The organism is Romboutsia sp. (assembly GCF_056995035.1).
Genome location: NZ_JBXKIW010000032.1, coordinates 22881 through 48487, shown reverse-complemented (window position 1 = coordinate 48487; position 25607 = coordinate 22881). Strand labels below are relative to the sequence as shown.

Sequence of the window (25607 nt, the reverse complement as noted above, 5' to 3'; positions counted from 1 at the left end):
TAACTATTATGTATAGTCTCCTTATTTGTTCTAACTAAAAAAGCTATCTTATGAATAGTTTTTATTGTTACAGTTAAACTCTATTCTAAGACAGCCTATTTTTATATATTATATAGATTTATTACTTAAATTGTTGCTAACTTTTTGTTTCTCACTTCCAAGTATATAAACTCCAATCCCCATAACTATAGCTCCACCTACTATATTACCAAGTGTTACTACAAATAAGTTATATATAGATCCCATTAAAGTAGCTCCTTGTATAGCTGGTGAGAACAACACTACCCCAAATATAGTCATATTAGCCACACTATGTTCAAATCCACAAGTTATAAAGGTGAATAAACATAAGAATATCATTATCAACTTAGCGCTATCATCACTAGTTCTAAATGAACATAATACCGCTGCACAAACTAATATATTACATAATATACCTCTAAAGAAAAGGTGCATAAATGGTGCTGACGCTTTTGCTATTGAAGTAGTAGCAAAAAACTCCATTACAGGTCCTTTATCTACAAGTCCAGTGCCTACAAAAAATCCTGCTACAAGAAGTGAACCTATTAAATTGCCTACATAACTATACACCCAAACCTTTGCGACACTTTTACCACTTACCCCTTTGTTTAATGCTCCTGCACCCATTACCATATTGTTACCTGTAAATAGTTCAGTGCCTGTCATAATTACTAAAGATAATGCTATGGCAAATGAAACACCCATCATTATTTTAGTCATAGGAGAATTAGCTGCAGTTAATAGTCCTCCTATTGTAAATATTAGTGTTATTCCAAGACCTACGTAAAGTCCAGCAAAAGCTGAAGATACCAAGTATTTTGCTTTACTATTATTAAGTAGATTTATCTTATTCTTTGCAGCATTAGTTAATTTTTCTAAAGTTTCATTGTGCATGTTTTTCCCCCTAAAATTATATTAATACTTTATTCCACTCCAATATATATTTTCACTTACCTTCACTATGTCATCTAATTCAATATCTTCAAGTACCCATTTCTTAAATTCCATAAATCCAGTTCTATCAACAATATATCCTATATGTTCTTTTCCACCTGGTGCATTTTTATCTATATACTCATTTACATATTTATAAGTATTAAGTATTATCTTCGTTATAGATTCTTCATCTGCCCATACTAAGAAATCTTCTGCTAATCTTGGGTTTTTCTTACCACTTCTACCCATTATAGCAAGTCTGTAGTATTTCTTATCATCTCTAGTCCATGCACTAGTTGGACAGTTAAGTACACATTCACCACATCCTATACACTTATCGTGGTCTCTTACTATTTTATAATTTTCCATTTTAAGTGCACCAGTTGATAATTTCTTACACTTTTTAACACAAGCACTACAAGATATACATCTATTTTTTTCGTATAATGGCAAAGTCATACCTATTATCCCAAAATCGTGAGTTCTTGCTTTTATACAGTCATTTGGACATCCTGTTAATGCTATCTTAAAATGTAAGTCATTTGGGAATACTGCTTTTTCTATTTTTCTTGCAAATTCTGTGGTATTATATTGAGCCTTTGGACAGACTTTGTTTCCTATACAAGCACATATATTTCTAGTTCCTGCTGCAGAATAGCCTTTACCTTTTTCACTTTGGTTTATATTCATCTTTTCTATGACAGGTTGTATTATTTCATTAATCTTGGGCATATCTTCCATTTTTATACCAAGTATTTCAAAGCCTTGTCTAGTTGTTATGTGGATTTGACCATTACCATACTCATTAGCAATCTTTGATACTATCATTAAACTCTCTGGGTCTACACATCCACCTGGAATTCTAACTCTAAGAGAAGTTTCGTATTTATTTTTAGTTATTCTGTAAGCATTTTTCATTACTTTTTTAGTATTTAAATCTCTTATCATAATAAACATTCTCCTAATCTATAAGATTTTTAGCATAAGAATAATCAAACACGGGTCCATCTATGCATATATACGTGTCATCCATCTTACAATGTCCACATTTACCAACACCGCAGCACATCTTTCTTTCATATGAAACCCATATATTATTTTCAGCTATATCTCTTTTTAAAAACTCTCCAATTGTAAATTTCATCATCATAGGAGGTCCTACAACTATTGCTGACATTCTGTTTTTATCTTCTATGTTAAGTTCTGGAATATATTTTGTAACTAATCCAACATTTCCTTGGTAATTTTCATCTGCTCCATCTACTGTAACTAATATATCTAACTTTTCATTCCATCTTTTTAAATCATCTTTAAATAATATATCTTTAGGAGATTTAAATCCTACTATTAACTTAAAGCTTTTACATCTATCTTGGTTATTATAAAAATGCTCTACAATCCCTCTAACAGGTGCTAATCCACTACCACCTGCTACAACGACTACGTCTCTTCCCTCGTATAAATCTACATCAAACCCATTTCCATAAGGCCCTCTGATAAAGAAGTTATCTCCTATGTTGTAGTTAAATAATTCCCTAGTTACCTTCCCTACGTTTCTTATAGTAAAGTCTACATAATCATTACCATATCCTGAAACTGATATAGGACTTTCTCCAAATTTAGGTATTGATATTTCATAAAACTTCCCTGGCAAAACATTATTAGTATTACAATTTACCTTAAATGTCCATTCTATATCTGTATGCTTAATAATATCTGTTATCTTAGCAGCAACTGGTATATATTGATTCATTTACTTTGCCCCCTCTTTTGCTAATATAGTATCTGAAATATTGTCTATACACTCTGAAAGTGATATATACTGCGGACATGCATCATCACATCTTCCACAACCTACACACATTTGATATCCAAACCTTTTATCAAAATCATGTATTTTATGCATAACTTTATATCTCATTCTTTCTCCTTGTTTCTTTCTAAAAGCATGACCTCCAGCCATATCTGTATATCCATCTACTTGACATGATGCCCATACTCTTTTTCTTTCTCCAACGTTTTCATTTTCTTTGTAGTATATATCTTGCATCGTAAAACATGTACATGTTGGGCAAACAAAGTTACATTTACCACAAGCTATACATCTTGTATCATATTCATCCCACATAGGGTGTTTTGATAATTCTACTGAATTCAAGTTTTTAGGAATTTCCAGATTTATGATGTTTTCTTTAACAAAATCAACTATGAAATCGGTATCCTCGCCACTAAATACATTTAATGCTTCATCTTTTATATCTAAGTATATTTCTTCGTCTCTTAGATTAAGTGCCATTGAATAGTCATCACTTTTGTTTGAATTCATACTTACACAAAAGCAGTTTCTAAAACTTTCTCTACATCCTATAAGTACAAATTTAACTTTTTCTCTTAGTCTTTCATAAAAGTAGTCTCTTTCTATTCCATTTCTAAGATATATTTCATCTATTCTTTTTACTCCATTTAAATCACATGCTCTTAGAAAAACTAAAAGTTTTTTGTCCTCTATATCACTAGCTTTATATTCTTTTTCAGTAAAGTAAAATAATACTTGTGTTATTGGTAGAATTGTTTCCTTTGCTGAAAAGTTTGACTTTTTATTAAATTCTATTTCTTCTATGCTATTTATTTCTTCATACTTTATTATATCCGTATCGGAAAACGTTCCCTTGAAAGGCGTAGTTTTAGGTGCTAATATTTTATACTCTGATTTTAACTTATTTAAACCTTCATTAAAGCTTGATTTATCTAACTTTATTTTCATATATTCTCCCTCCTAAACTTTGTTAAATAAATATTAACACATTACCCACCTTCTGAGCTGTGACATTTATCACAATATTCAAAAAAAGTACCTAATATAGATACTTAATTATTTTAGTTTTTATTAAATTGTTTTAAGTTGATTTAAAATAGCTAGAAAGCTCATCTCTTTTTATATATACTTTTTTATTCTCTATTTTTACTAATTTTTTATCTTGTAGTATTTTCATAGCCCTTGATAAACTTTCTCTTTTACACCCTAGCATATCTGCTAGATAAGTTATTGTTACATTGACATTTAGTAACGTCCATTCACCTTTACAAACACCAAATTCTTTTCCCATTCTATAAAGCTTTGCTGCTAACTTTTTGTCTATACGTATTGATATTGAGTTTTTAAGCTGTCTATAAAGTCTTCTGTTTGTGTTTTGAATATGTAACAATACATTTTTAGTTAATGTAAAATCCTCTTCCATAATTTTAATAAAATCTTTGATCCTACATTCAAGTATTATAGATTTATCAAAGGCTTCACAACCAACTGTAGTGGGTTTTGTATTATCAAAGCTTAGCTCATTTATCATTTCACCATTTTTAAGTATGAATATTATTTTTCTGTCTCCATTTTCAGTCATTTTAAAAACAGATATTTTTCCACTTTTCAAAATGTATAATTTATCTATTATATCTCTTTCATTAAATAGTATTTCTTTTTTAGATATTTTTCGTTCCTTAAGTATTTTTCTAAGCTCTATTTCACTTTTTTCTTTTATATTTTTAAATAGCTCTATATTATTCATGTTTGCCCCTTTTTTAATATTCGGATATAAAAGTAGCTGTATATCACTAATTTAATTAGTTTATACAGCTACTATATTTTAGTTGTTATGCATTAGCACTGTCTCCTAAGAACATCTTTATATCATCTTCAACATTTGTTATTCCGCCTATCCCAAAGTTTCCAACTAATACTTTAGCTACATTTGGTGATAAAAATGCTGGTAGTGTTGGCCCTAAGTGTATGTTTTTAACCCCTAAGTATAATAATGATAACAGTACAATTACAGCTTTTTGCTCATACCATGCTATATTAAATGCTATTGGTAATTCATTTATATCTTGTAATTCAAATACTTCCTTAAGCTTTAATGCTATAAGTGCTAATGAATAAGAATCATTACATTGTCCTGCATCTAATACTCTAGGTATTCCGTTTATATCGCCTAAATTTAATTTATTGTATTTGTATTTTGCACATCCTGCAGTAAGAATTACTGTATCTTTTGGTAGTGCCTCAGCAAATTCTGTATAATAATTTCTTGATTTAGCTCTTCCATCGCATCCTGCCATAACGAAGAATTTCTTTATAGCTCCAGTTTTAACTGCATCTACAACTGAATCTGCTAATGCAAATACTTGATTATGTGCAAATCCACCAACTATTTCTCCTGTTTCTATTTCTGTAGGAGATGGACATTTTTTAGCTTGCTCTATTAATTCTGAGAAATCTTTATTGTCTTCACTTTCACCTTTTATATGTTTAACTCCTACAAATCCAGCAGCTCCTGTAGTGTATAATCTATCTTTATAGCTATCTTTTGGTGGTACTATACAGTTTGTAGTCATTAATATTGGTCCATTGAAACTCTCAAATTCTTCTTTTTGCTTCCACCAAGCATTTCCGTAGTTTCCTGCAAAGTGAGAATACTTTTTAAATGCTGGATAATAATGAGCTGGTAACATTTCAGAGTGAGTATAAACGTCAATTCCAGTTCCTTCTGTTTGTTTTAATAATAATTCTAAGTCTTTTAAATCATGTCCAGATACAAGTATTCCTGGATTTGTTCTAACTCCTATATTAACCTTAGTAATCTCTGGATGTCCATAAGTTCCTGTATTGGCACTATCAAGTAGAGCCATACCATCTACTCCAACTTTTCCAGTTTCTAAAGTTAATGCTATTAATTCATCTATACTTAAGTTATCATCTAAAGTCTTAGCTAAAGCTGATTGCATAAATGCATTTACTTCTTCACCATCATATCCTAAAGCATTAGCATGTTTCATATATGCAGACAGACCTTTTAATCCGTAGATTATTAACTCTCTTAAGCTTCTTACATCTTCATCTTTAGTTGCTAATACTCCTACTTTAGTTGATTTTTTATCTAATATAGAATCTATTTCAGCAGTAACTTCTTCTTTACCACTTCCTAATATAGCATCTTTTATTTTACTTAAAAGACCTACTTTTACATCCATTTCTGCATTTGAAGTTGCATTCCATAATGCTGCTTCTGATAAGTTCTCTTTATTGCCTAATTTAGCTAATAAAGCTTCTTTAGTAGTTAAAGTTTCTTTTACTCTAGAGTAGAATATAGCATCATCAAAGTTTGCATTTGTTATAGTGGTAAATAAGTTTATAGTTATTAAATGGTTTACTTCTCCTGTTATATCTTTTCCTTCAGATCTAAGTCTTGTTGTAACCTCTGATAATCCTTTTGTTGTATATATTAATAAATCTTGCATTCTAGCTAAATCTGGTGACTTACCACATACTCCAAATTTTGTACACCCGCTACATCCTGCTGTTTCTTGACATTGAAAACAAAACATTTTATTTTCCATAATAACTCCTCCAATTAATATTTATTTTATATACCCATTTGAAATTCTATTTAAATTATAATAAAATATAACTCATTTATATCTTTGCTAATATTTGTGTCAGTCATGTTTACCTGTGTGATTACTATATTCTAAAGTATATACTAATATCTTTTAACCTTCTGTAACTTACGTTACAAATTGTAAAAATAATATATATTTTAAATACACATTTAGTCTTGTGATTAATATATCCTTATTTATATGACTCATTGTGCTAGTTAAATTTACTTCTATGTATGTGGACTTAACAGCTATTGAAGCAGAAGTCATAAAAGTGCTTGTAGCTGAAATTTTACTGAGGAAGAAATTGAAAAAATAATGAGTAAATTAGAAGAAAATAAACATCAGGTTGCAGACTATAAAGAATTAGTAGGATTAGAAAAGATGAGTGATAAGTTAGACTTCTATTGAAGCAAACAAATACCGTGTCCTTTTTTAGTTGTAAGGGTACTTTCAAATGAGTACAATGTATATATATACAAAATCATAAAGGAGGAAGTGTTATGAAAGACATTATTGTAAGTGAGATTAATAAAATAAGGGATGAACTTGTAGATATAAATGACTTTATGTATAATCATCCAGAGCTTGGTAATGAGGAATTTAAAAGTTCTAAGTTATTGATGGACATTCTAAAAAAACATAGTTTTTCAGTGGAAAGTAACATTGCTAATCAAAAAACCTCATTTAAAGGAGTTTATGATAGTAAAAAAGATGGTCCTACTATTGGATTTTTATGTGAATATGATGCTCTACCAGATATAGGACATGGATGTGGACATAATATGATAGGTACTATGGGAGTAGGAGCAGGCATTGGTCTTAGTAAGGTTGTAGATGAAATAGGAGGGAAGATAGTGGTATTAGGAACTCCAGCTGAAGAAACAGATGGTGGAAAGGTACATATGGTAGATGCAGGAGTATTCGAGGATATAGATGTGGCTATGATTGTTCATCCAGGGGAAAAGAGTTTTGATAGTGGAACTTCATTAGCCATGGATGCTATAGAATTTGAATTTACAGGTAAAGCTAGTCATGCTGCAGCTGAACCAGAGGCAGGAATAAATGCCTTAGACGGAGTTATTATGACCTTCAATGGTATAAATGCTTTAAGGGAACATTTAAAATCAGATGTTAGAATCCATGGAATCATAAAAGAAGGTGGTGTGGCAGCTAATATAGTTCCAGAAAGGGCTGTAGCTCAATTTTATGTAAGATCAAGAGAAAGGAAGTATTTAAATGAAGTGGTAGAAAAGGTAAAAAATATAGCTAAAGGTGCTTCTTTAATGACGGGAGCTAAATTAAATATTAGAAATTATGAGATTAGTTATGATGATATGAGAACTAATAAGATCTTATCAAAGATTTTTAAAGATAACATGAAATATATGAAGGTAGATGATTTAGAAGAGAATAGATCAGGTTTAGGGTCTATAGATATGGGCAACGTAAGTCATGTGGTACCGGCAATACACCCTTATATAGGCATAAAGGAGGGAATAGTAGCCCATACTAAAGAGTTTGCAGATAATACTATTACCCAAAAGGCCCATGAAAAAATAATTCAAGGTGCCGCTGCAATGGCTTTAAGTGGATATGAGGTAATAATGGATAAAGATTTATTAAAAACAATTAAAGAAGAATTTGAAAATAAGTAGGAGGTCTTCCTTTTTACTTATATCGGCTAAGTAAAATAATTATCAAAAAATATAATTATTATCAAATAAGTGTATAATTTCCAAATATTAGGATATAATATAAATATCCACTGAATACTTAGATACTTCATTAAAGCATTTTTTATTTCTCATAATTTCTTCAAAAGACAGGCATCGGGGCCTGTCTTTTTACTATATCTTTACTTAATAAATTGATTTCCTCCAAAGGTTTATATAGTGATTTCATTGGTATTTTTCTATCAGTATATAAATTTGATGAATTTTTAGGCAAGCTAAACATATAATAAAATCAAAAAAAATTAATTACACATAAATTAACTTAAATTTAGAAGAATATAAGTCTATATCCAAAAATTTTATTCTATAAGAAAGCATCCAGTATAAGCTAGTGTTCCCGTTCCATAATAATAAGGTATATTGTTATCACTACAAACCTGACTAACTAACATTCCATAAGCTTCCATGGATGAAATAGCTTTCTGTGGAAATCTACATGCACTATGAGGATATGTACATTCTCCACATTGAAGGCAACAACCTGCTCCAAGTGCTGTTAAATTAGGATATTCTTCTCTTAGTTCTTTTGTGATATTCTTAAACATTTGGTTATGCTTTTCTTGTATTTCCATCATAGATTCATAGTCAAAGGAATCTTCTAGTTCCCCTACAGTCTGAACAATTATACCATATTTATAATTATTTATATTCTTAGTACACTCTTCTAGAGTTCCACATCCTGGAGGACAAGCCCAGTTTTTACCATACTTATTACATTTATTTGATGAACACATTTCTCTCACTTCTTTCATTGGCTTTATGGTCGTACAGTCTAAATTAGCTGATACAGTGAAGCCTACTTCTAGTGCTCTCTTTTTGATATGTTCTATATTTTTCATTCTTTTCACCTTATCTTTCTATAATTTGTGGAAATTCTAATTCATCAATAAAGTATTCTTGGAAATTAGGATTTGTGGCTAGTTCTAAAAACTCTGTATCTTTAGCTATTTTTAAAGTTGTCTTGTATTCATACTTATTAAGGGCACAAATCTTAGATCCTTGGCCTGCAGCATTCCCTATAGGCTTTATTTTATTTTTTAGCTGCGCTGGTATTAATCCTATATCACATGCACTTTGTGGTGACATATAGTTTCCAAAGGCTCCTGCAATAAAGACCTGCTGTATATCACTTAATTTAATTTTTAGCTTCTCTACCATAAGATTTATCCCAGCTGATATTGCTCCTTTTGCTAGTTGTACCTCTCTAATATCCTTTTGACTTAAAAATACTTTCTTTCCATTTCCAGACTCATTTTCAAAGGCTATAACAAAGCATTTCATCGAATCTATTTCTAAAATTCGATTGTAATCATCTATCTTATTACTTCCTTCAAGCTCTCTTAATGAGCATAATTTTCCACTATCATCTATAAAACCAATCTTAAGAAGATTTGCTACAATATCTATAAGCCCAGACCCACAAATACCTATTGGTTTTGCTCCTTTTATTGTAGTGTATTCTAACTTATCTTCATTAAATTCTATATGATCTATTGCTCCCTCTGCCCCCCTCATACCGCACTGTATCTTAGCACCTTCAAAGGCAGGTCCTGCCGCAGTCGAACAGGTAATCATTCTATCTTTATTTCCCATAACTAGTTCTCCATTTGTGCCAATATCTATGACTAGTGTTAGAGCATCTAGTTTATGAAACTCTGTTGCTATTAGTACTCCTACAGTATCCGCACCTACAAATCCTGCAATATTTGGAAGTACCATAAGTTTTCCATTACTATTTATTGTAATATCATAGTCTCTTGCATTTAATATTAGTCCTTCACTAAGAGAAGCATTGTAAGGAGAATGAACTAAAGATTGTGGTGAAATTCCCAAAAGTAGATGATGCATACAAGTATTTCCTACAATAGATATAAGGTATATTTCACTTTTATTTATTCCTGATTTATTAACGGATTCCTCTATTAAATCATTTAAAGCTTTTCTAATTAAACTGCTTAAATTATGAACACCATGTTCTATAGCATAATGTGCTCTCATAATTACATCTGTACCAAACTGCGATTGAGGGTTTAGCATACTTACTACACATAATTCTTTTCCTGTTTTCCCATCTAGTAAATAACCTACAATAGTAGTAGTCCCGATGTCAAAGGCTACTGTATACCAAGGCTTTTCTATTAATCTCAAATCTATTATCTCATTTTCACTCATTACTACATTTACTTCATGATTATTTTTATTTAGGAATTGTGATAAATTTGATACCACTGAAACATTTACAGGAATTAAACTTTCATCAATATTAGTGGTTGTAGCTACTGCATCTTTTAGTCTTTTCCAGTCTGAACTGTTATCTCCTACCTTACATTTTTCAACCTTTACATTAATAGTCTTAATAATAGGGTCTACTTCAATTTTTCTCTCAATACCTTGAGTTAAAATGCTATGCCCATTAAATTTAGAAGCTGTATCTATTACCATATCTGTTTTTACATAGGTAGTGCAGGCTTTTACAGTCTCTCTAGTTTTTCCTCTGATTATTTCAACAAGGCATTTACCACATTTACCCTGTCCACCACAGGGTGCCTCCGGTTGAAGGCCTGCTTTAATTTGTGCTTCTAATATGGAGATTCCTTGATTTACTTTTATTTCTATATCTTGAGGTTTAAATAATACTTTAAATTCACTCACCACTATACACTCCCAACCATTAATTTATTGCTATTAATTTTCAAAAATATAATAAGGAGTATCTAGAGATATACAATCATATATAATCCAAATACTCCTTATTATTTTAGTTAATCATAGGTTTTTAAGCTGATGCGCATGTAGCAAATGACTTAGCTACTTGTGCTGCAGATGCTGCATCTTCTGTATATGCATCTGCACCTATTTCATTTGCGAACTCTTGAGTTATAGGAGCTCCACCTACCATAACTTTTATTCTGTCTCTGCATTCACATTCTAAAAGTGCTTTAACAGTATCTTTCATTGCAGGCATTGTAGTTGTAAGTAGTGCAGAAACACCAACTACAACTATATCTGGATTGTTTTTCACAGCTGTTACAAACTTTTCAACTGGTACATCTACTCCAAGATCTATTACTTCAAATCCAGTACTTTCCATCATCATAATAACTAAATTTTTACCTATATCATGTAAATCTCCTGATACAGTCCCTATAACCATTTTACCTACAGATGATGACCCATCTCCTGCAAGATGTGGTTTAAGAACCTCTACTCCCTTTTTCATAGCACGTGCTGCAACAAGCATTTCTGGTACGAATATTTCATTTTTCGTGAACTTTTCTCCAACTATACTCATAGCATCAATCATACCAACATTTAGTATTTCTGATGGATTAAACCCTTGACCTAGTGCTTCTTGAACTAATCCACCAACTATTTTAGATTTACCACTTTGAACAGCTTTTGATATTTCTTGTATCTTTGACATAATATTAATCCCCCTTAACATTATTTTGATTAGATTTATCATTCACCCTATACTTCCTACTTACTAAACATTTCACGTGATGTTGAATATATTATTTCATATCCTTTTGCCATACGCTCTAAAGTAGGCTCACGGAACCACATAATATAGCGTCCACTTGCTCCTAAAGTAAGAACTCTTTCTTTTAAAGCTTTTTCAAACTCCTCATCTGATAAAGTCGGCTCTAATGCAAAGGCTCCTATTTGACCCAGTTTATCTCCATATTTATCCATTATTGTATATTTATCATTACAAGCATCTTGACCTTCCCAGAAATCAAATCCAACTTTACAGTAATTCTCAATTTGATTTAAAACTGACCCACATGAATGGAAGTTTATATAAAGCCCCATTTCATGAGTTGCATCAACTATTTTCTTATAATGTGGAAGCATTACTTCTTCAAAGGTTGCTGGAGAGAAGAAAGAACTTTTTTGAGTACCCATATCATCATGGAAAGTGATTATATCCGCACCATAAACTTCTTTTGCTATTTTTATTAATTCTATATGCCAATCAGCTAATTTAGTATAAAAAGCTTCAAGAGCTTCTGGTTCTTCTAGTAAATAGCAGAAAGCATCTTCAAAACTTGTTAAATCTGCAGTACGCTCAAATAACCCATTTACAATTGTAAATATTGTTGGTCTGTTTTTATCTAACACTAACTTGTAGTTTTCTTCATAATCCTTTTGCCAGTCTATTTCTTTTAAATCAGGAAATACTAACTCATCTTCCCAATTAGTAATATCGCTAAGTCTTCTAGTCCCTGGCTTTACCATAGCAGCATTAGTTAATGGTTCATATTCCCACTCTATTCCGAACCAGTCAAATCCCCCTTCTATTCTTGCTTTTGCGTCTGGCATTACTATAGGTTGAATAAAGTTAAAATCAGTTAGCATAGTTGGTAACCAAAGTGGTTTTTCATTATTACATATTCTTAAAAAGTTTTCTCTTGCTGTTATAGGAGTATCAAATTTTCTAGTTGGGTGTGATAGCATGCCATAAACTGGGGGAATTGCAGGTATTGTTCCTATGTCTCTTAATTCTTTTTCTTTGTTAAAAGGATATTTTCCCATGGTAGAAACCTCCAATAAATATATTTATAAATTTATATTTTTAGCTTTTAGCTCTTTGTGCAATCTCTCTTTCCATTATTTCAATATCACTATCTTTAATTTTAAACCAAATTAATGGTATTAAAGATGCTACAAGGAAAGCTATTGGTACTAAGAAAAATAGTGTTTTTATTCCATTTTGAGTTGATGCTGTAATTGCAAGATCTGGACTATAATTAATAAAGGCTAATACAGATGTTATAACAACACCTCTTACTGCAATAGAAATTTTTATAGCTAAAGAGCAAAATGACATTATGATACCTTTTGTATTTTTTCCTGTTTTGTATTCACTGTATGTTCCACACGTAGAATATAAGCTTGTTGTATTTCCATAAGCTATTCCAAAGAATATTTGACCTAAACCTAATAAAGCTAGAAATGTAAATGTACTAGTTGGTAGTATATAGCATATTCCATGACATACTATAAAACCAATCATCCCAACAAAGTTTGTATTCTTACTGCCTAATTTTTTAACTGTTTTTTGTGAAAGTAAAGTACCTATTAATGTTGCTATATTAAATACTACTAATATAAACGACATGCTATTTGGAGCTCCTAGAACTACTTTAGCATAATATGCAATAGATGCTACTATAGTGTAGTAAGCTATTAATTTTAAGAAATCATATATTAGAACTAGTATTAATTGTGGATTTGATGCAACACCTCTTACCATATCACCAAAGGAAATTCTATTTGCACTTGATACAGCAATTGATTTTTCTTCTTCAGTTAAAGGCTCATCATATCCTTTTGTGATTGTAAAGTGAATTATATAACATATAAAGAAAGTCAATGCTGCAACTAATACGGTCATTGTATACCCAACAACTTCATTATTTGAACTAGAGAAAAGACCTAAGAAAAATACACTAAGTACTGGAACCAAATATGATGCTATAATCTTTCCTGTACTTGAACCTGAAGATATTCTTGCTGAAAGAAATGCTCTCTCTTCAGCATCATCTGTAAGAACTCCAACTAAGGTTCTATTTGCTGTCCAGCATATATTCCATACACCATGACTTATAATATACCCTGACCCACATATTAAAGCAGCTGTTGTATCTCCACCTATTTTTGTAAACATAAGAACAAAGAACACAACTACAACTGGAGGACAGTAGATTAACCATGGACGGTATTTACCACTTTTGAAGTTTACTTTGTCTATAATGACACCTGCAAGCATTGCTGTTACTGCATCAGCTATTCCTGAAACTGAAGCAATTGCTGCAGACATTGCTAAAGGAAGTCTTGCTACGTCGGTTAAAAAAATCATAAAAAATGCGGTTTCAGCTGTACTCATAAAGGAGAAACCAACTTCACTTATTCCCCAAAACCTTTTTATCTTACTATTAATTTTTTTCATTTATTAATACCTCTCTTAATTTTAATTATCATAAAGACTTTTATAATTATTTAATAAAAATCTCGTAATCATTTGATTAATTAAAAGTTTTAAATACAGTACTAAACTTGTTTAACTTTAGCAAGAGGTCCTATAAGTCCTTCTCTATATGCTCCAATATATTCTAAGCAGAACTCATCATTTTCTAGTAATGCATCTGTTGCATAAATCATGCCTAACATATCTCTGTTAGTTGGGTCAACAATAGCACTGTCCATACCAGCATTCATAGCTAATACCATAAAAGTTTGATTTATATTTTTTCTAGCAGGGAGGCCAAATGAAATGTTACTTAATCCACTAGTTATATGTATTGTTGGATACTGTGCTTTGATTTGTCTGCAACACTCTACAAATGTAGTTAATGCTTCCCCATCAGTACCAAGAGTAACTACAAGTGGATCTATGTGTATACGAGAAGGATCTATATTGTATTCTTTTGCTTTTTTCATAATTCCCTCAAATACTTCCATTCTTCTTTCTACTGAATTAGGAATTCCTTTATCATCACAAAGTAGAGCAATACATTCCCACTTTGAATCTGCAATAGCAGGGAATATTAAATCTATTTTATCCCCTTCTAATGAAACTGAATTTACTAGACCTGGTTTGTTACAGAAAGGAATTGCAGATACACATACCTGTGGACTTGGGCTATCTATACAGATTGGTACATCAGTAACTTCTTGAACTAAGTCTATTAACCATTTTAAAGTTTCTACTTCAATAGTTTCTTCAACAGATGCGCATACATCTATATATGTTGAATTTGCTTCTGCCTGTATTCTTGCTCTGTTTCTAATAAATTCTGTATCTTTTTCTGATATAGCTTTTGCGACCACTGGAATGGATCCATTAATCTTTTCTCCTATTATAATCATTTCTTTGTCCCCCTAAAGTTATAAAATATTAAATATTTTCTTTATTAATATAATTATAAGAGAAAAAATATTCTGAGTAAATGCTACAACTATATTGATATTTTAAGTATTTTTTCCTACAATATGTACTAAGAGTACTATGGGGGTGTGTTATGAAAATTAGTATAGCAATTTTAATTAGAAAATTGCAGAATTTATATTACTTTACTTATAAAGGATGTGTACCTCACGAATTGAATTTAGAACGTCCTATATATTACAATAATGGTGACGATATCCTTAGTAATAAAGTTTATATTTGTCATGGTTCCATATTAGATAATATACCTAAATCCACACTTATAATAAGCATTGGACCTACTTTAAGAGATGGTAAACTTTCATCTGATAATGTATTAGAATTAGAAAAAGATATTTCTCCATTTGAGATTTTTAACACAGTTCAAAGCATTTTTGATATTTATGATGAATGGGATTCTTCACTTCAGAAGATTCTTAATGAAGATGGAACGATACAATCTATGATAGACTGTAGCTTTGATGTATTTAATAACCCTATTCTCCTACAATCTGCAGATTTTACTATGTTGGCTTATTCTGATGTCGTTAATAAACTTCCTGATGTTGCCCAATTAATAGATTCGGATAGTTTTTTTGAGTATATAAATTTATTCAAATTAGATCCTAAGTATAATGCTGCTAAAGATTTAGTTGACCCTTTTATATTTCCTAACCATGTGACAGGTAGACGTTCATTATGTATTAATCTCTTTAACCACGGAAAGTATTCTCATCGTATTATCGTTGCAGAAAGTCTATCTAAATTACATGAAGAAGATGCTGCTCTTTTAGAACATTTTTCACAGTATATTAAATTAGTATTTTCAAGACTTAACCTACTGAAATCTCATACACTCAATACCTTAGATACTATTATTTCAGGAATACTTTCAAAGGAAATATCAGATAACAGACTTATTGAGCAAGGCTTTTCTGAGTTTGGTTGGTTACCTAATCATACATACTTTTGTATAAATATAAAATTAAGTTCATTAGATGTTAATAATCTAACAATAAATTCTATTTGTAGCCGTATTAAATCACTACTTAAAGACTCCTCTGCTTGCTCATATAATAATGAAATTGTAGTTTTTGTTAATCTTACAAAATTTAATACTACTATTGATGATGTAACTAGTAAACTTACTTATTTTTTACGTGATTGTTACCTTAAAGCGGGTATTAGTAATAGTTTTACTGGATTTAGTTAGATCCTTCAATATTATACTCAATCTCATATTGCTGTGGATTTTGGTATAAAGCACCGTCCTTTTAACTGGATTTATCGATTTGATGATATAGCCTATTCTTATTTACTTGAATGTTGTACAAGTCACCTTCCCGCTCATTTAGTTTGTTCAAAGAAAATACTTACTTTGAAAACTTATGATGAAAAAAATAATACACAGTATTACCACACTCTACTCACTTATTTAGAAAACCATCTTAATGCAGTTAAATCTGCTAAGCTTCTATTCATTCATCGTAGTACCTTCTTATATAGATTGGAAAGAATCAAGGAATTTACAAATATAGATTTTGATAATAAAAATATGTTGCTATATATTTTAATATCTTTTAAACTACTTGATAAAGAACAACTTATCATGCCTATTGAATAATAAAAAGAATACAATAATTTAAAACAAAGTAATAATTTGTAAAAAATAAATAAAGACTCCTTTTAATCACTTAATTACTAAGTTACTTTCTCTATTCTGAACAGGAGTCTTCTTGCTTAAACTATATTTATATCTATAATTATTATAGATATAAATATGATAAAAATCTTCTCTCTTTACTCCATGCCTGTTACTATTTCTATCAATCTTTTCCCACTTTGTATCTATCTTAGGAGCAAATCCACCATTACTATCACTTCTTAATCCTTCTACAAAGTCTTCATATAAATAAGATTGGTGGAACGTACAAAATCGGATCATTCCATATTCTTTTATTTTATTAAATTCTTTAACTACTTCTTCCCTTTTAGATTTATCATTGCTCTTAAGTTATTTTATAAAAGCTTTGTATTTATCTAAAAAGTAATTATCTACTTTTTCACTAATGTTCCAAAGGTTAGCTGAAGTAGGAGAGGTTTTTGCTCCTACTTCGGATATCTACAAAATATTCAATTCAATGTAATATACTATATCTAATAAGATTAGAAGATTAGACTTGATATAACTCCAAAGTCAAATCATCTGGATCTTTAAAAAATGTGAATTTTTTAGATGTAAATTCATCTACTCTTATAGGCTCTACTTCTATACCTATACTTTCTAGTTCTTTAACTGCTTTTTCTATATCCTTTACTTCTAGTGCTAAGTGCCTAAGCCCACAAGCTTCTGGACTGTTTGTTCTTTTAGATGGATTAGGAAATGAAAACAACTTCCTTTATTTTTCACCTACTAATATAGTTATAGCATCCCCATTGAAATAGCATCAGTTATATTATTTTACTTTGTCTCTCCAAGGAAATATCAATACCTTATTATCGTTCACATTTTTATATCCTTCTTGCCAGGGAAACTTATCTGTACCCTCTTTTTCTAATAGATATTCCTTAGCAAAATTTGCAATTTCAAAAATCACTTCATCTATTTCCTCTTTTTTATTACTAAGCTTCTTAGGGATAAACTTATAATTTCTCTCTAAAGTCAAATCCTTTAATGCTCCACCAAAAATTATTCTATCTTCTATTTCTAGTTTTGTATGATATAAAATACTTGCATCTATTCCTAATTCCTTGTCAATTTTTCTTATAAACATCTTTGCTTGATTTTTAGCTTCACTACTCCAGTATTCTGGATGTTGTGTATATGGCTGACCATCGCTAAAATAGTTTATAAATTCTAGTTTATCAATGTCAAAAGTCCCTTCTTCCGCTAAGGTATATAGTCTATTGAAAACTACTTCTTTTAGGCTATGTTTGAAATCTGTGAAAATTTCATAACCCTTTTCTTTATGATTTAATATTTCTTCAAATCTTTCATTTATTTTTGTATATGTATACACATCTAAGTTATTTATTAGTCCTACTTTTACACTTTTTATTTCTTCTATTTTGTTTTTATTTTTTCTGATTTTTTCAGAATATCTTTTATTAATTTCTTGTACTTCTATTTGATATTGTTTAATCATTTCTTCTTGCTTCTTTTGTTCTAAATTATGTTTGTAATATTTAAGTAAATTATTTATTGAATTTAGATTCATTTCTACATTAGTATTAATAACATCATTTCTATAAATAGTTTTTATATTACCATATATATCAAATACTATTAATGATGAATCATCTCTTTTTTCAATTATTATTCCTTCATAGTTCTCTCCCAGTTCTGTAAATGATATAATATTGCCCTCTAAGTACATGTAATTTCCCTCCAAAATACCATATCTATTTATTTCACTCATGTTTTTGTGTGATTATTTTTTAGTTGTAAATTAAACTCTTTGCATAGTTATAATAGAAATAATCATGAACAATTAATGAGTCTTCACTGTATTTTCCCATATTTAATCTCTCCCTAAAATGTTCAATACTTCTTTAATTGTATCATAAAAGACACTCATTATGAGTGCCTCCATTTTCATAGTTATTGTATTTTCTTTATAGTTTATGTAATCTACTACAATCTTTTAAAAATGAAATCATTATATAAATATCATAGTCAGTATCTATACCTATATTATCTTTCTTACCTTTTTCAATTGTTTCACTTGCTTTTTTTAGTTAAGTTTTCTTAAAATCATAATTATTCCCCTTCGCACTACGAATATGCGTTTGCATTAACATTAATATACATTACTTTATATGTCTATATTATTTTTTACAATCGTTACTATGACTTGAAATTTCATCATTCATCGAGAACATTAGTTTCATTTCACCCGTTCTTATGTTATACTATATATTACCAAAATACATAAGTGCTAAGGGGAGTTATAGATGAGTAAAGATTTAAGCATTAAACAATTATAAATATTAGATTATATAAAAAAACAAATTGAACTCAAAGGGTATCCACCAAGTATAAGGGATATATGTATTGGTGTAGGCTTAAGATTTACATCAACAGTTCATTCTCATTTGAATACTCTTGAGAGAAAAGGTTATTTAAAGAAATATCCTACAAAACCTAGAGCTATTACTATTTTAGATCCTGCTTGCTGTGATGATTTAGATGTTATAAATTTACCAACTAACTATAAAGGAAAAGACACCTTTGGTAATAAGGTGTCTTCTATGATTAATGTAATTTAAGTTTTTCCTCTGTTTCTTTTCTTAGCTTAATCGTTTTTTTTAGTTTTTTTCCAGCTCTTTTTACTTCCTCTAAAGCATCTTGATTTTGCAGTACATCTCCCTTTTTAAACAATTTTAGAATTTTAACAGTCTCTACTACTCTATATCCTAAGCCTTCAAGAGGTTTGCTCATAGCTTCAGCGGTAAATCCCATGTCTTTTTCATCATTTTGTTCACAGATAGATATAACCACAGCATATTTCCCACCTAATACTTCATTGATACTTGACCAAACTGAACGGTCATCTTCTGCAAAGACTTGAAAACAATAAAACCTTTCAATAAAAGCTTTCATATCTGCGGTTATATTATAAAAGTATGTAGATGAACCTGTAATAATAGCATCTGCCTCTAGTATACGTGGATATAATTTCTGCATATCATCCATTATTACGCATTTGTATGTGTCTTTACATCCTTCACACCCAGTGCACCCTCTAATATTATAATCTCCAAGAAAAATCAACTCAGTTTCAATTTCTTTGCATTTGTCAAAAGCACTTTTTCTCCATGATTTTCTTTTAACATTAACTTATTAATTACTAATCAATCTTAGTTTTTTAGCTGTGTTGGTGAAAATTAATATTTATAATAAGTTATGACTCTAATTAATATATTGAAATAGCTTATCTAAATAAATAAACCAATATTGTAAAATTATGACACCTAAAATTATTTAAAGATTAATTAATTTATTTCTTTTTCAAACACAATTTGATAACAATACGGAGCTGATACACCTGGAGTTGAAAAGCCAGTATTTTCATTTGCTGGAATGATAACTTGCTTTAATCTCCATCCATTTTTAGATTCTTCATGAATGATATTTTTACATTCTTTAAAAGTATCACCAGATTTAACTTTAAACCCTTTCTTTAATGGCACTTCTATAAATTTATACTCGTACATATAAAATTTCCCCTAACTATAAACCTAAACTTGGTAACTAGTTAAAATTCAAAAATAAATAGTTCTTCAATCGGAGTATTTAATTCCTTTGAAATTCTAACTGCCAATTCAAGTGAAGGATTGTATTTTGCATTCTCTAAACGAGCTATAGTTTCTCTTCTAACATTAACTTTATTAGCTAATTCTTCTTGAGTTAATTCATTAAATTGACGATATTTTTTTAAATTACTAGTAAATTTTGTCATAATTTTTAGTTCCCTAGATCAAATTTATAAGTTAAAAATGCCCATAAATTCACAGATATTGCAAAAGTAAGTGCTAGTATTAATACTTGCATTCTATAAAGTGTTAGTACATCTACTGTATATAGCCTAATTAATACACTTGCTACAACTGCTAGGACAAAGCCTGTAGAAAATGCTATGGAACCTGCTCGATGTTTATTATAAATTAAGCGTTCATCTTCACAATTACCTAGCTTGTTCCACCAAATGTGAGAAAGTTGGCCAAAGAACCCAAAATATAAAAGCCCTAGTGGGTCACCGTTTAATTCTTTAAAACCTAAAAATCCAAAAAGTGCAAATAAAATTGAATACTTGCTTACCCCTTTCATAAATAAATCCCCTCGTTAATGTGATATATTTATATCCTTATATTACATATATATCACATTAAGTTTAATATTATTACTTAAAATTAAGAAAAAACATCATTGATGTTCTAGATGGTTTTATAAATAGGTTGGGTAGCCAATGCTTTTGCCTTAAGTAGAACTCCATTTTTTTCATCACACAACATTCATAGACAACGTCTTCTTTGTTTTCCTAAATTATCTTGCTGGTGAATATTCTTCACAAGAATCTGATTTTTCTATAAAATGCTAATAGTTTGTTATAAATATTGTATAATATTATATAATGAATAATTATTATCTAAATCAAAAATAATTCATTGAATGGGGAGAGTAAAATGAAAAGAATATGTAATCAATGTCAGACTGAAATGATAGATGATTGTAGTGTTAATGTTGAAGGTGGTCTTTATGGAATTAAAATTAAGAAACATGTTAAAGGGATTTTTAATAGCGTATCTGCTAAACCTAAAGCATCTGTATGTCCTAATTGTGGTTGTGTGATTTTCTATATCGATGAATATAGGGATTTTATTAAGTAAACATGAACAAATAATAAATTGTTTTGTTTAACACAAAAATCACCTACTAAATTAATAGTAAGTATCTTATGCTCTATATTAATTAGAGCATAAAAAAAGACTGTTTCCGTTACAGTCTTTTCAAAAGGGAGTATGGGAGTATAAATATTATTTATGGATGATAATATTTATATTCTTAATATTCAATGGGGATTGAAGAATGTTAATTTTATTTTCAAATTAAATTAAGTCATATGTTAAGTTTTCTATATTTTTATTATAAATCAAATTCTCTAGCTGTTTTATCTATTACAACTTGCTTATCATTACTATCTATGGCACATGTTATTCTTATTTCAGATGTAGTTATAAGCTTTATCCCTAACCATGAGTATTTTTCATTCCAAGATTTACTAAATAAAACTTCTAAGCCATTTTTTAGTTTTTCTATCAGTAAATGCAGCATCTACAGCATATAAGTAAATTTTTTTATAATCATTTTTATATAATTTAAAATTACAAAATATTAAATTTATCTCATGGTTTAAATCTACATTAGATACAGTTCTGTTATCTGTGTTAATAGTTACCTTAATACCATCTTTATAAAAATCATACAAGGGATAGTTACAGAAATCTTCTACAGCTTTAGTTTGAATATTACTAGTTGGACACATTTCAAGGGTAACATTCTCATACTTTACTAATTCTAAAGCTTCTTTCATGCCTTGTATTCTTACACCATGACCTATTCTTTCTGCTTTTAATAAAGTAATAGCATCAATTACATTTTCACCACTTGCAGCTTCCCCTGCATGTATAGTAATTCTATAACCGTATTCTCTTGCTTCATCTATTAGTGACTTAAACTTTCTAGAAAATCCTTCTTCTTCAGGTCCTGCTAAATCTATGCCTACAACACCCTTATTTAAGAATATGCTTCCTTCTTTAACAACTAATAAGTTATCTTCTATACTCATATTTTTTAGACAGATTAGTATTATATTTCCCTTTATTTCATACATACTCTCTGCTTTTTTTATACCACATATTACACTTTTGATTATCTCTTTAATACTTAATCCTTTTTGTGTATGAAGAAGTGGTGCAAATCTTATTTCTATATATTTTACATTTTCCTTAGCTGCATCTTCTAATAGTTCAAAAGCAATTCTTTCTAAACTTTCTTTACTTTGCATCACTTTATTCGGTAATTCGAACTTTGTTAAGTATTCATTAAGAGATTCACTATCTAATGGTGCTTGAAGAAGCTTTTTTATTTCTTTTTTTCATATGAAGGTAATTCAATGTTTTCACATTTAGCTATATCTATTATTGTACTTGGTCTAACGCTTCCATCTAAATGGCAATGTAGCTCTATTTTGGGTAAATCTTTAGTCATAATATCTTCTCCTTTATAATATCTATTTATTATATATATGCACTTTTAATTTTTTTGTACAAAAAATTACCTATAATTGAACTGATACCCAAATAGGTAACATTGTCGTTGTCGTCTTATGTTTTTGTCACTTTCTTATTTTACCAATACATTGATATCACTTTAATTCATATGTTATGCACCAATTTCAAAGTAAAGCTTAAATTTCTTAACATCATTAAAAACTTCCTATAAAAAATTTTTCTAAAGTACTTTAATATCTCCTAAAATCTTATTTTCCTATACTTATATCAAGAAGCAACCAAACTTCTAAAAAAATCAAAGGATGTAAAACTATATGGCTGTTGTTGAAATAAACAATCCTTCAAGCTTAAAAGTAAAATTAGATTTAGGTATGGTAGATGGTAAAACTAAAACTAGAAGTAAATCTTATCCTTCATTAAAATACGATGCTTTTGCCCAAGATGTATTTGATGTAGGTACTGCTATAATGGGACTTCAAACATATCCTGTAATGGATATAATCAAGCAAGATAATACAATACTTGGTGCCTAGACCATTAAGTTGAATTTTAATGAAAGGATGACTTACATATGGAACTTACTAAAAGATTACTCATGACTTTTAAAGATGAGGATGAGAAAAAAATATCTTTATCTGTAGATGATCCTAGAGAAGATATAACAGAAGCTGAAATAAAAGCTGTTATGGATTTAATAGTTGCTAAAAATATCTTTGCTCCAAATGGAATGGATTTAGTGGCAGCTGTTGAAGCTAAGATTGTTGTTACAGATACTACTGCTTATGACTTGGTTATAGGATAGTATTAAATTCAAAAGCTATGCTTAAGGACTCCCCCTTTAGGCATAGCTTTTTTAGCAATAAATGTATAACTTTCAAGTATTAGGATATAATCTAAATAATCCTTTATATTGAAACTAATCAAAATTATATTTTTTCTTAAACTTCATATTTTAAATTCCTTTAAAAACAGGCATCGGAGCCTGTTTTTTATTGCCCATAAATCCTGTAATTCAACTTCTTACCCTTCATCTGCACCAAATAACCTTTACACATCTCAACGATTCTACTACCTACAGCTTCATCAATCTCAATTAACTCATCAAAGCTCTTCTCCGTACTAACAATAATAGGCAAATTATTAAAATAGCGATGATTAATTATCTCAAAAACAATATTAATATCACTTGAACTCAATCTACCCTTAAATAAATCATCAATCAAAAGCACCCTAGCATTCTTATACCTATTCATCACCCTATGATAATAAACATCATCCATGATATTTTGCTTAACCTTAATAATCACATCCCCAAAAGGCATATAAACAACACCAACACCACTATCCATCAACACATTAGCAATAGCAAGGCTCAGGTGAGTCTTACCAGACCCAACCTGTCCCATAAACATTATAGAATTATTCCTACTATTCTTAATACTTTCAAATTCCTTAACATAACCACTAGCCTTTCTATAAGCATCAATAGTTTGAATATCATAAGCATAATTAAAATTATTAAAACTCTTATTCCTAAACTCATCACTTATTCCACTCTTTTTAAGTATGTCTTCAGCTTCTCTAAGCGCTCTACACTCACAGACAGTAGCAACTCCATCCTCTAGTATAAAAGTTAAGTCTCTACACTTAACACACCTATACTCATTATCTATGCATCCACTCTCTTGCTTCTGCCAGTTGTTCTTCACTTGGCTTTTGATAAATTGACCATCCTCTGCTTCAAGTTCTCTGGCACATTTAGACTTTGTAGGCTCACTCTTATATTTTCCATAACCACTCTCTCCCCTATTTTTAATACTTATCTCATATGCACATAAATCATCAATGCTTTTTATGTTGTTATCATTCCATTGCTTAAGTATCCCATTAATATAACCTTTATTGCATCTACCTCTATCAGTAGCAATTTCTATAGCTTTTTTAAATAACTCATAATCCACAGTTTCTAAAATCTCAAATAACCATTCACCAACAATACCATTAATTAAACCTACATTTTGTTCATATAAAATCTTAAACTTACGTATGCGGTTTATACCATCTTTTGATAATTTTTCATCTTCCATACTCCAATGCATTTTTTCTCCCTCTCCTTTTTCTTTTTGTTTTTCTTTTTCCCCATAGTGTACTAATTTATATAATCTAATATTTATATCTTAGTTTAAAGTTTCATTATCTGCTTGTGCTTCCTCAATTGTAATTTTATGGAAAATAATCTATAATCAGCGTATATATAATTAAGGATGTGATTAACTTGGAAAAACTTTCTTCTTTAGAAAAAATAAAATCTTCCTCTTTACTATCTTTATATAATTTCTGTAAAACTTTTGAATAATCTAAACTACCATCTGGCGAAGGTATATTTTCACCTAGCACACACTTGTCCCAAAACATTTCTTCTAACTTCATAATTTCATCTATAATTTCTTCACCTTTATCTAACCTATGAATTATAAGTTCTTCATTTCCAATTAATGCTGCTATATAACAATGAGTAGCACCACTTACAGCCATATAGTGAAATACTTGTATTTGATAATGTATCGGAACTTCTTTTTGCCACATCTTCTTACCATAGCTATTTGTGACCGTACATTCTAAGAATGCTTTTTCACCAACAACAGCTCTATCAATATTAGCTAGTGCAAATGGATATTTATCATTTTTAAGTATGCCATTTATATTCCTAACTTTCTTACTTGTTTTAAACTAAACTCACGAGCTACAAAATC

29 protein-coding genes and 3 pseudogenes are annotated in these 25607 nt (G+C 29.7%); 8 read left to right on the top strand and 24 right to left on the bottom strand.

What is annotated here, in order from left to right; translation table 11 throughout:
• Positions 1-108 precede the first annotated feature (108 nt).
• The 6 genes from AC11VW_RS03715 to hcp form a co-directional block, all read right to left on the bottom strand.
• A complete protein-coding gene (locus AC11VW_RS03715) occupies positions 109-915 on the bottom strand; it encodes a formate/nitrite transporter family protein (protein ID WP_484300043.1) in 807 nt (268 codons plus the stop codon).
• A 21-nt stretch (positions 916-936) separates the two neighbouring features.
• Positions 937-1905 carry a sulfite reductase subunit C gene (asrC, locus tag AC11VW_RS03710; RefSeq protein ID WP_484300042.1) on the bottom strand — a complete coding sequence of 323 codons (969 nt, stop codon included), beginning with the start codon at positions 1903-1905 and terminating at the stop codon, positions 937-939.
• A gap of 13 nt (positions 1906-1918) precedes the next feature.
• Positions 1919-2710 carry an anaerobic sulfite reductase subunit AsrB gene (gene asrB, locus AC11VW_RS03705; protein WP_484300041.1) on the bottom strand — a complete coding sequence of 264 codons (792 nt, stop codon included), beginning with the start codon at positions 2708-2710 and terminating at the stop codon, positions 1919-1921.
• On the bottom strand, positions 2711-3721 hold the full coding sequence (gene asrA / locus AC11VW_RS03700; protein ID WP_484300040.1) for an anaerobic sulfite reductase subunit AsrA: 1011 nt from the start codon (positions 3719-3721) through the stop codon (positions 2711-2713). It abuts the gene before it with no gap.
• A gap of 133 nt (positions 3722-3854) precedes the next feature.
• On the bottom strand, positions 3855-4520 hold the full coding sequence (locus tag AC11VW_RS03695; RefSeq protein ID WP_484300039.1) for a Crp/Fnr family transcriptional regulator: 666 nt from the start codon (positions 4518-4520) through the stop codon (positions 3855-3857).
• 85 nt (positions 4521-4605) lie between these two features.
• Positions 4606-6348 carry a hydroxylamine reductase gene (gene hcp / locus AC11VW_RS03690; protein ID WP_484300038.1) on the bottom strand — a complete coding sequence of 581 codons (1743 nt, stop codon included), beginning with the start codon at positions 6346-6348 and terminating at the stop codon, positions 4606-4608.
• Positions 6349-6893: 545 nt separating this feature from the next.
• Between hcp and AC11VW_RS03685 the strand changes: the two genes are divergently transcribed.
• Positions 6894-8048, top strand: a complete 1155-nt coding sequence (locus tag AC11VW_RS03685) for a M20 family metallopeptidase (RefSeq protein ID WP_484300037.1) — start codon at positions 6894-6896, stop codon at positions 8046-8048.
• A gap of 377 nt (positions 8049-8425) precedes the next feature.
• Here AC11VW_RS03685 and AC11VW_RS03680 read toward each other — a convergent pair whose 3' ends face one another.
• The 6 genes from AC11VW_RS03680 to AC11VW_RS03655 form a co-directional block, all read right to left on the bottom strand.
• Positions 8426-8965 carry a DUF2284 domain-containing protein gene (locus tag AC11VW_RS03680; RefSeq protein WP_484300036.1) on the bottom strand — a complete coding sequence of 180 codons (540 nt, stop codon included), beginning with the start codon at positions 8963-8965 and terminating at the stop codon, positions 8426-8428.
• Positions 8966-8975: 10 nt separating this feature from the next.
• Positions 8976-10778 carry an ASKHA domain-containing protein gene (locus AC11VW_RS03675; RefSeq protein ID WP_484300035.1) on the bottom strand — a complete coding sequence of 601 codons (1803 nt, stop codon included), beginning with the start codon at positions 10776-10778 and terminating at the stop codon, positions 8976-8978.
• Positions 10779-10902: 124 nt separating this feature from the next.
• Positions 10903-11550, bottom strand: a complete 648-nt coding sequence (locus AC11VW_RS03670; RefSeq protein ID WP_484300034.1) for a corrinoid protein — start codon at positions 11548-11550, stop codon at positions 10903-10905.
• A gap of 56 nt (positions 11551-11606) precedes the next feature.
• Entirely contained in the window at positions 11607-12665 is a 1059-nt protein-coding gene (locus AC11VW_RS03665) for a uroporphyrinogen decarboxylase family protein (RefSeq protein WP_484300033.1), read from the bottom strand.
• A 40-nt stretch (positions 12666-12705) separates the two neighbouring features.
• A complete protein-coding gene (locus AC11VW_RS03660) occupies positions 12706-14082 on the bottom strand; it encodes an MFS transporter (RefSeq protein ID WP_484300032.1) in 1377 nt (458 codons plus the stop codon).
• A 101-nt stretch (positions 14083-14183) separates the two neighbouring features.
• Complete coding sequence (locus tag AC11VW_RS03655) at positions 14184-15002, bottom strand: methyltetrahydrofolate cobalamin methyltransferase (protein ID WP_484300031.1); 819 nt, start codon at positions 15000-15002, stop codon at positions 14184-14186.
• Positions 15003-15154: 152 nt separating this feature from the next.
• On the opposite strand from AC11VW_RS03655, the gene AC11VW_RS03650 reads away from it, so the two are divergent.
• Both AC11VW_RS03650 and AC11VW_RS03645 read left to right on the top strand, forming a co-directional pair.
• Entirely contained in the window at positions 15155-16273 is a 1119-nt protein-coding gene (locus AC11VW_RS03650) for a hypothetical protein (protein WP_484300030.1), read from the top strand.
• A 33-nt stretch (positions 16274-16306) separates the two neighbouring features.
• Positions 16307-16684: a helix-turn-helix domain-containing protein gene (locus AC11VW_RS03645; RefSeq protein WP_484300029.1), complete on the top strand. Its 378-nt coding sequence runs from the start codon at positions 16307-16309 to the stop codon at positions 16682-16684.
• A gap of 66 nt (positions 16685-16750) precedes the next feature.
• On the opposite strand, the gene AC11VW_RS03640 is transcribed toward AC11VW_RS03645, so the two are convergent.
• The 3 genes from AC11VW_RS03640 to AC11VW_RS03630 all read right to left on the bottom strand — a co-directional run bounded on the left by AC11VW_RS03640 (position 16751) and on the right by AC11VW_RS03630 (position 18437).
• A complete protein-coding gene (locus AC11VW_RS03640; RefSeq protein WP_484300028.1) occupies positions 16751-17005 on the bottom strand; it encodes a hypothetical protein in 255 nt (84 codons plus the stop codon).
• A 229-nt stretch (positions 17006-17234) separates the two neighbouring features.
• The gene (locus AC11VW_RS03635; protein ID WP_484300027.1) at positions 17235-17453 is read right to left on the bottom strand and encodes a VOC family protein; all 219 of its coding nucleotides are present in this window, start codon (positions 17451-17453) and stop codon (positions 17235-17237) included.
• A gap of 63 nt (positions 17454-17516) precedes the next feature.
• Positions 17517-18437 (bottom strand): hypothetical protein, encoded by a 921-nt coding sequence (locus AC11VW_RS03630; protein WP_484300026.1) that lies wholly within the window; start codon positions 18435-18437, stop codon positions 17517-17519.
• A 610-nt stretch (positions 18438-19047) separates the two neighbouring features.
• Here AC11VW_RS03630 and AC11VW_RS03625 point away from each other — a divergent pair.
• Together AC11VW_RS03625 and AC11VW_RS03620 are read left to right on the top strand one after the other, a co-directional pair.
• A pseudogene (locus tag AC11VW_RS03625) lies at positions 19048-19152 on the top strand (LexA family protein); the annotation flags it as partial.
• Between the two features lie 3 nt (positions 19153-19155).
• Positions 19156-19329, top strand: a complete 174-nt coding sequence (locus AC11VW_RS03620) for a hypothetical protein (protein ID WP_484300025.1) — start codon at positions 19156-19158, stop codon at positions 19327-19329.
• Here the strand turns inward: AC11VW_RS03620 and AC11VW_RS03615 are convergent.
• The 4 genes and pseudogenes from AC11VW_RS03615 to AC11VW_RS03600 form a co-directional block, all read right to left on the bottom strand.
• Positions 19316-19849 (bottom strand): annotated as a pseudogene (locus AC11VW_RS03615) (flavodoxin family protein); the annotation flags it as partial. The gene AC11VW_RS03620 and the pseudogene AC11VW_RS03615 overlap by 14 nt on opposite strands.
• A 206-nt stretch (positions 19850-20055) precedes the next feature.
• Positions 20056-20277 carry a DUF4177 domain-containing protein gene (locus AC11VW_RS03610; protein ID WP_484300024.1) on the bottom strand — a complete coding sequence of 74 codons (222 nt, stop codon included), beginning with the start codon at positions 20275-20277 and terminating at the stop codon, positions 20056-20058.
• A gap of 41 nt (positions 20278-20318) precedes the next feature.
• Positions 20319-20522 carry a helix-turn-helix transcriptional regulator gene (locus AC11VW_RS03605; protein ID WP_484300023.1) on the bottom strand — a complete coding sequence of 68 codons (204 nt, stop codon included), beginning with the start codon at positions 20520-20522 and terminating at the stop codon, positions 20319-20321.
• A 5-nt stretch (positions 20523-20527) separates the two neighbouring features.
• Positions 20528-20890 carry a hypothetical protein gene (locus tag AC11VW_RS03600; protein WP_484300022.1) on the bottom strand — a complete coding sequence of 121 codons (363 nt, stop codon included), beginning with the start codon at positions 20888-20890 and terminating at the stop codon, positions 20528-20530.
• 356 nt (positions 20891-21246) lie between these two features.
• Here AC11VW_RS03600 and AC11VW_RS03595 point away from each other — a divergent pair, with 356 nt between their 5' ends.
• A complete protein-coding gene (locus AC11VW_RS03595; RefSeq protein ID WP_484300021.1) occupies positions 21247-21450 on the top strand; it encodes a nucleic acid-binding protein in 204 nt (67 codons plus the stop codon).
• Between the two features lie 256 nt (positions 21451-21706).
• Here the strand turns inward: AC11VW_RS03595 and AC11VW_RS03590 are convergent, their stop codons facing one another.
• Genes AC11VW_RS03590 through AC11VW_RS03580 form a run of 3 tightly spaced genes read right to left on the bottom strand, consistent with a single transcriptional unit; the run spans position 21707 to position 22831 of the window.
• Positions 21707-21895, bottom strand: a complete 189-nt coding sequence (locus AC11VW_RS03590) for an ACT domain-containing protein (protein ID WP_484300020.1) — start codon at positions 21893-21895, stop codon at positions 21707-21709.
• Complete coding sequence (gene add / locus AC11VW_RS03585; RefSeq protein WP_484300058.1) at positions 21843-22709, bottom strand: adenosine deaminase; 867 nt, start codon at positions 22707-22709, stop codon at positions 21843-21845. The genes AC11VW_RS03590 and add overlap by 53 nt, the downstream gene beginning before the upstream one ends.
• Positions 22706-22831, bottom strand: coding sequence for a hypothetical protein (locus tag AC11VW_RS03580; RefSeq protein WP_484300019.1), 126 nt, complete (start codon positions 22829-22831; stop codon positions 22706-22708). Before AC11VW_RS03580 ends, add begins: the two co-directional genes overlap by 4 nt.
• A gap of 337 nt (positions 22832-23168) precedes the next feature.
• Here AC11VW_RS03580 and AC11VW_RS03575 point away from each other — a divergent pair, with 337 nt between their 5' ends.
• On the top strand, positions 23169-23387 hold the full coding sequence (locus AC11VW_RS03575) for a DUF1659 domain-containing protein (RefSeq protein ID WP_484300018.1): 219 nt from the start codon (positions 23169-23171) through the stop codon (positions 23385-23387).
• 38 nt (positions 23388-23425) lie between these two features.
• Entirely contained in the window at positions 23426-23656 is a 231-nt protein-coding gene (locus AC11VW_RS03570; protein WP_484300017.1) for a DUF2922 domain-containing protein, read from the top strand.
• A 187-nt stretch (positions 23657-23843) separates the two neighbouring features.
• Here the strand turns inward: AC11VW_RS03570 and AC11VW_RS03565 are convergent, their stop codons facing one another.
• Both AC11VW_RS03565 and AC11VW_RS03560 read right to left on the bottom strand, forming a co-directional pair.
• Entirely contained in the window at positions 23844-24953 is a 1110-nt protein-coding gene (locus AC11VW_RS03565; RefSeq protein ID WP_484300016.1) for an ATP-binding protein, read from the bottom strand.
• Between the two features lie 124 nt (positions 24954-25077).
• Positions 25078-25569, bottom strand: a pseudogene (locus AC11VW_RS03560) (YqaJ viral recombinase family protein); the annotation flags it as partial.
• Between the last annotated feature and the right edge of the window lie 38 nt (positions 25570-25607).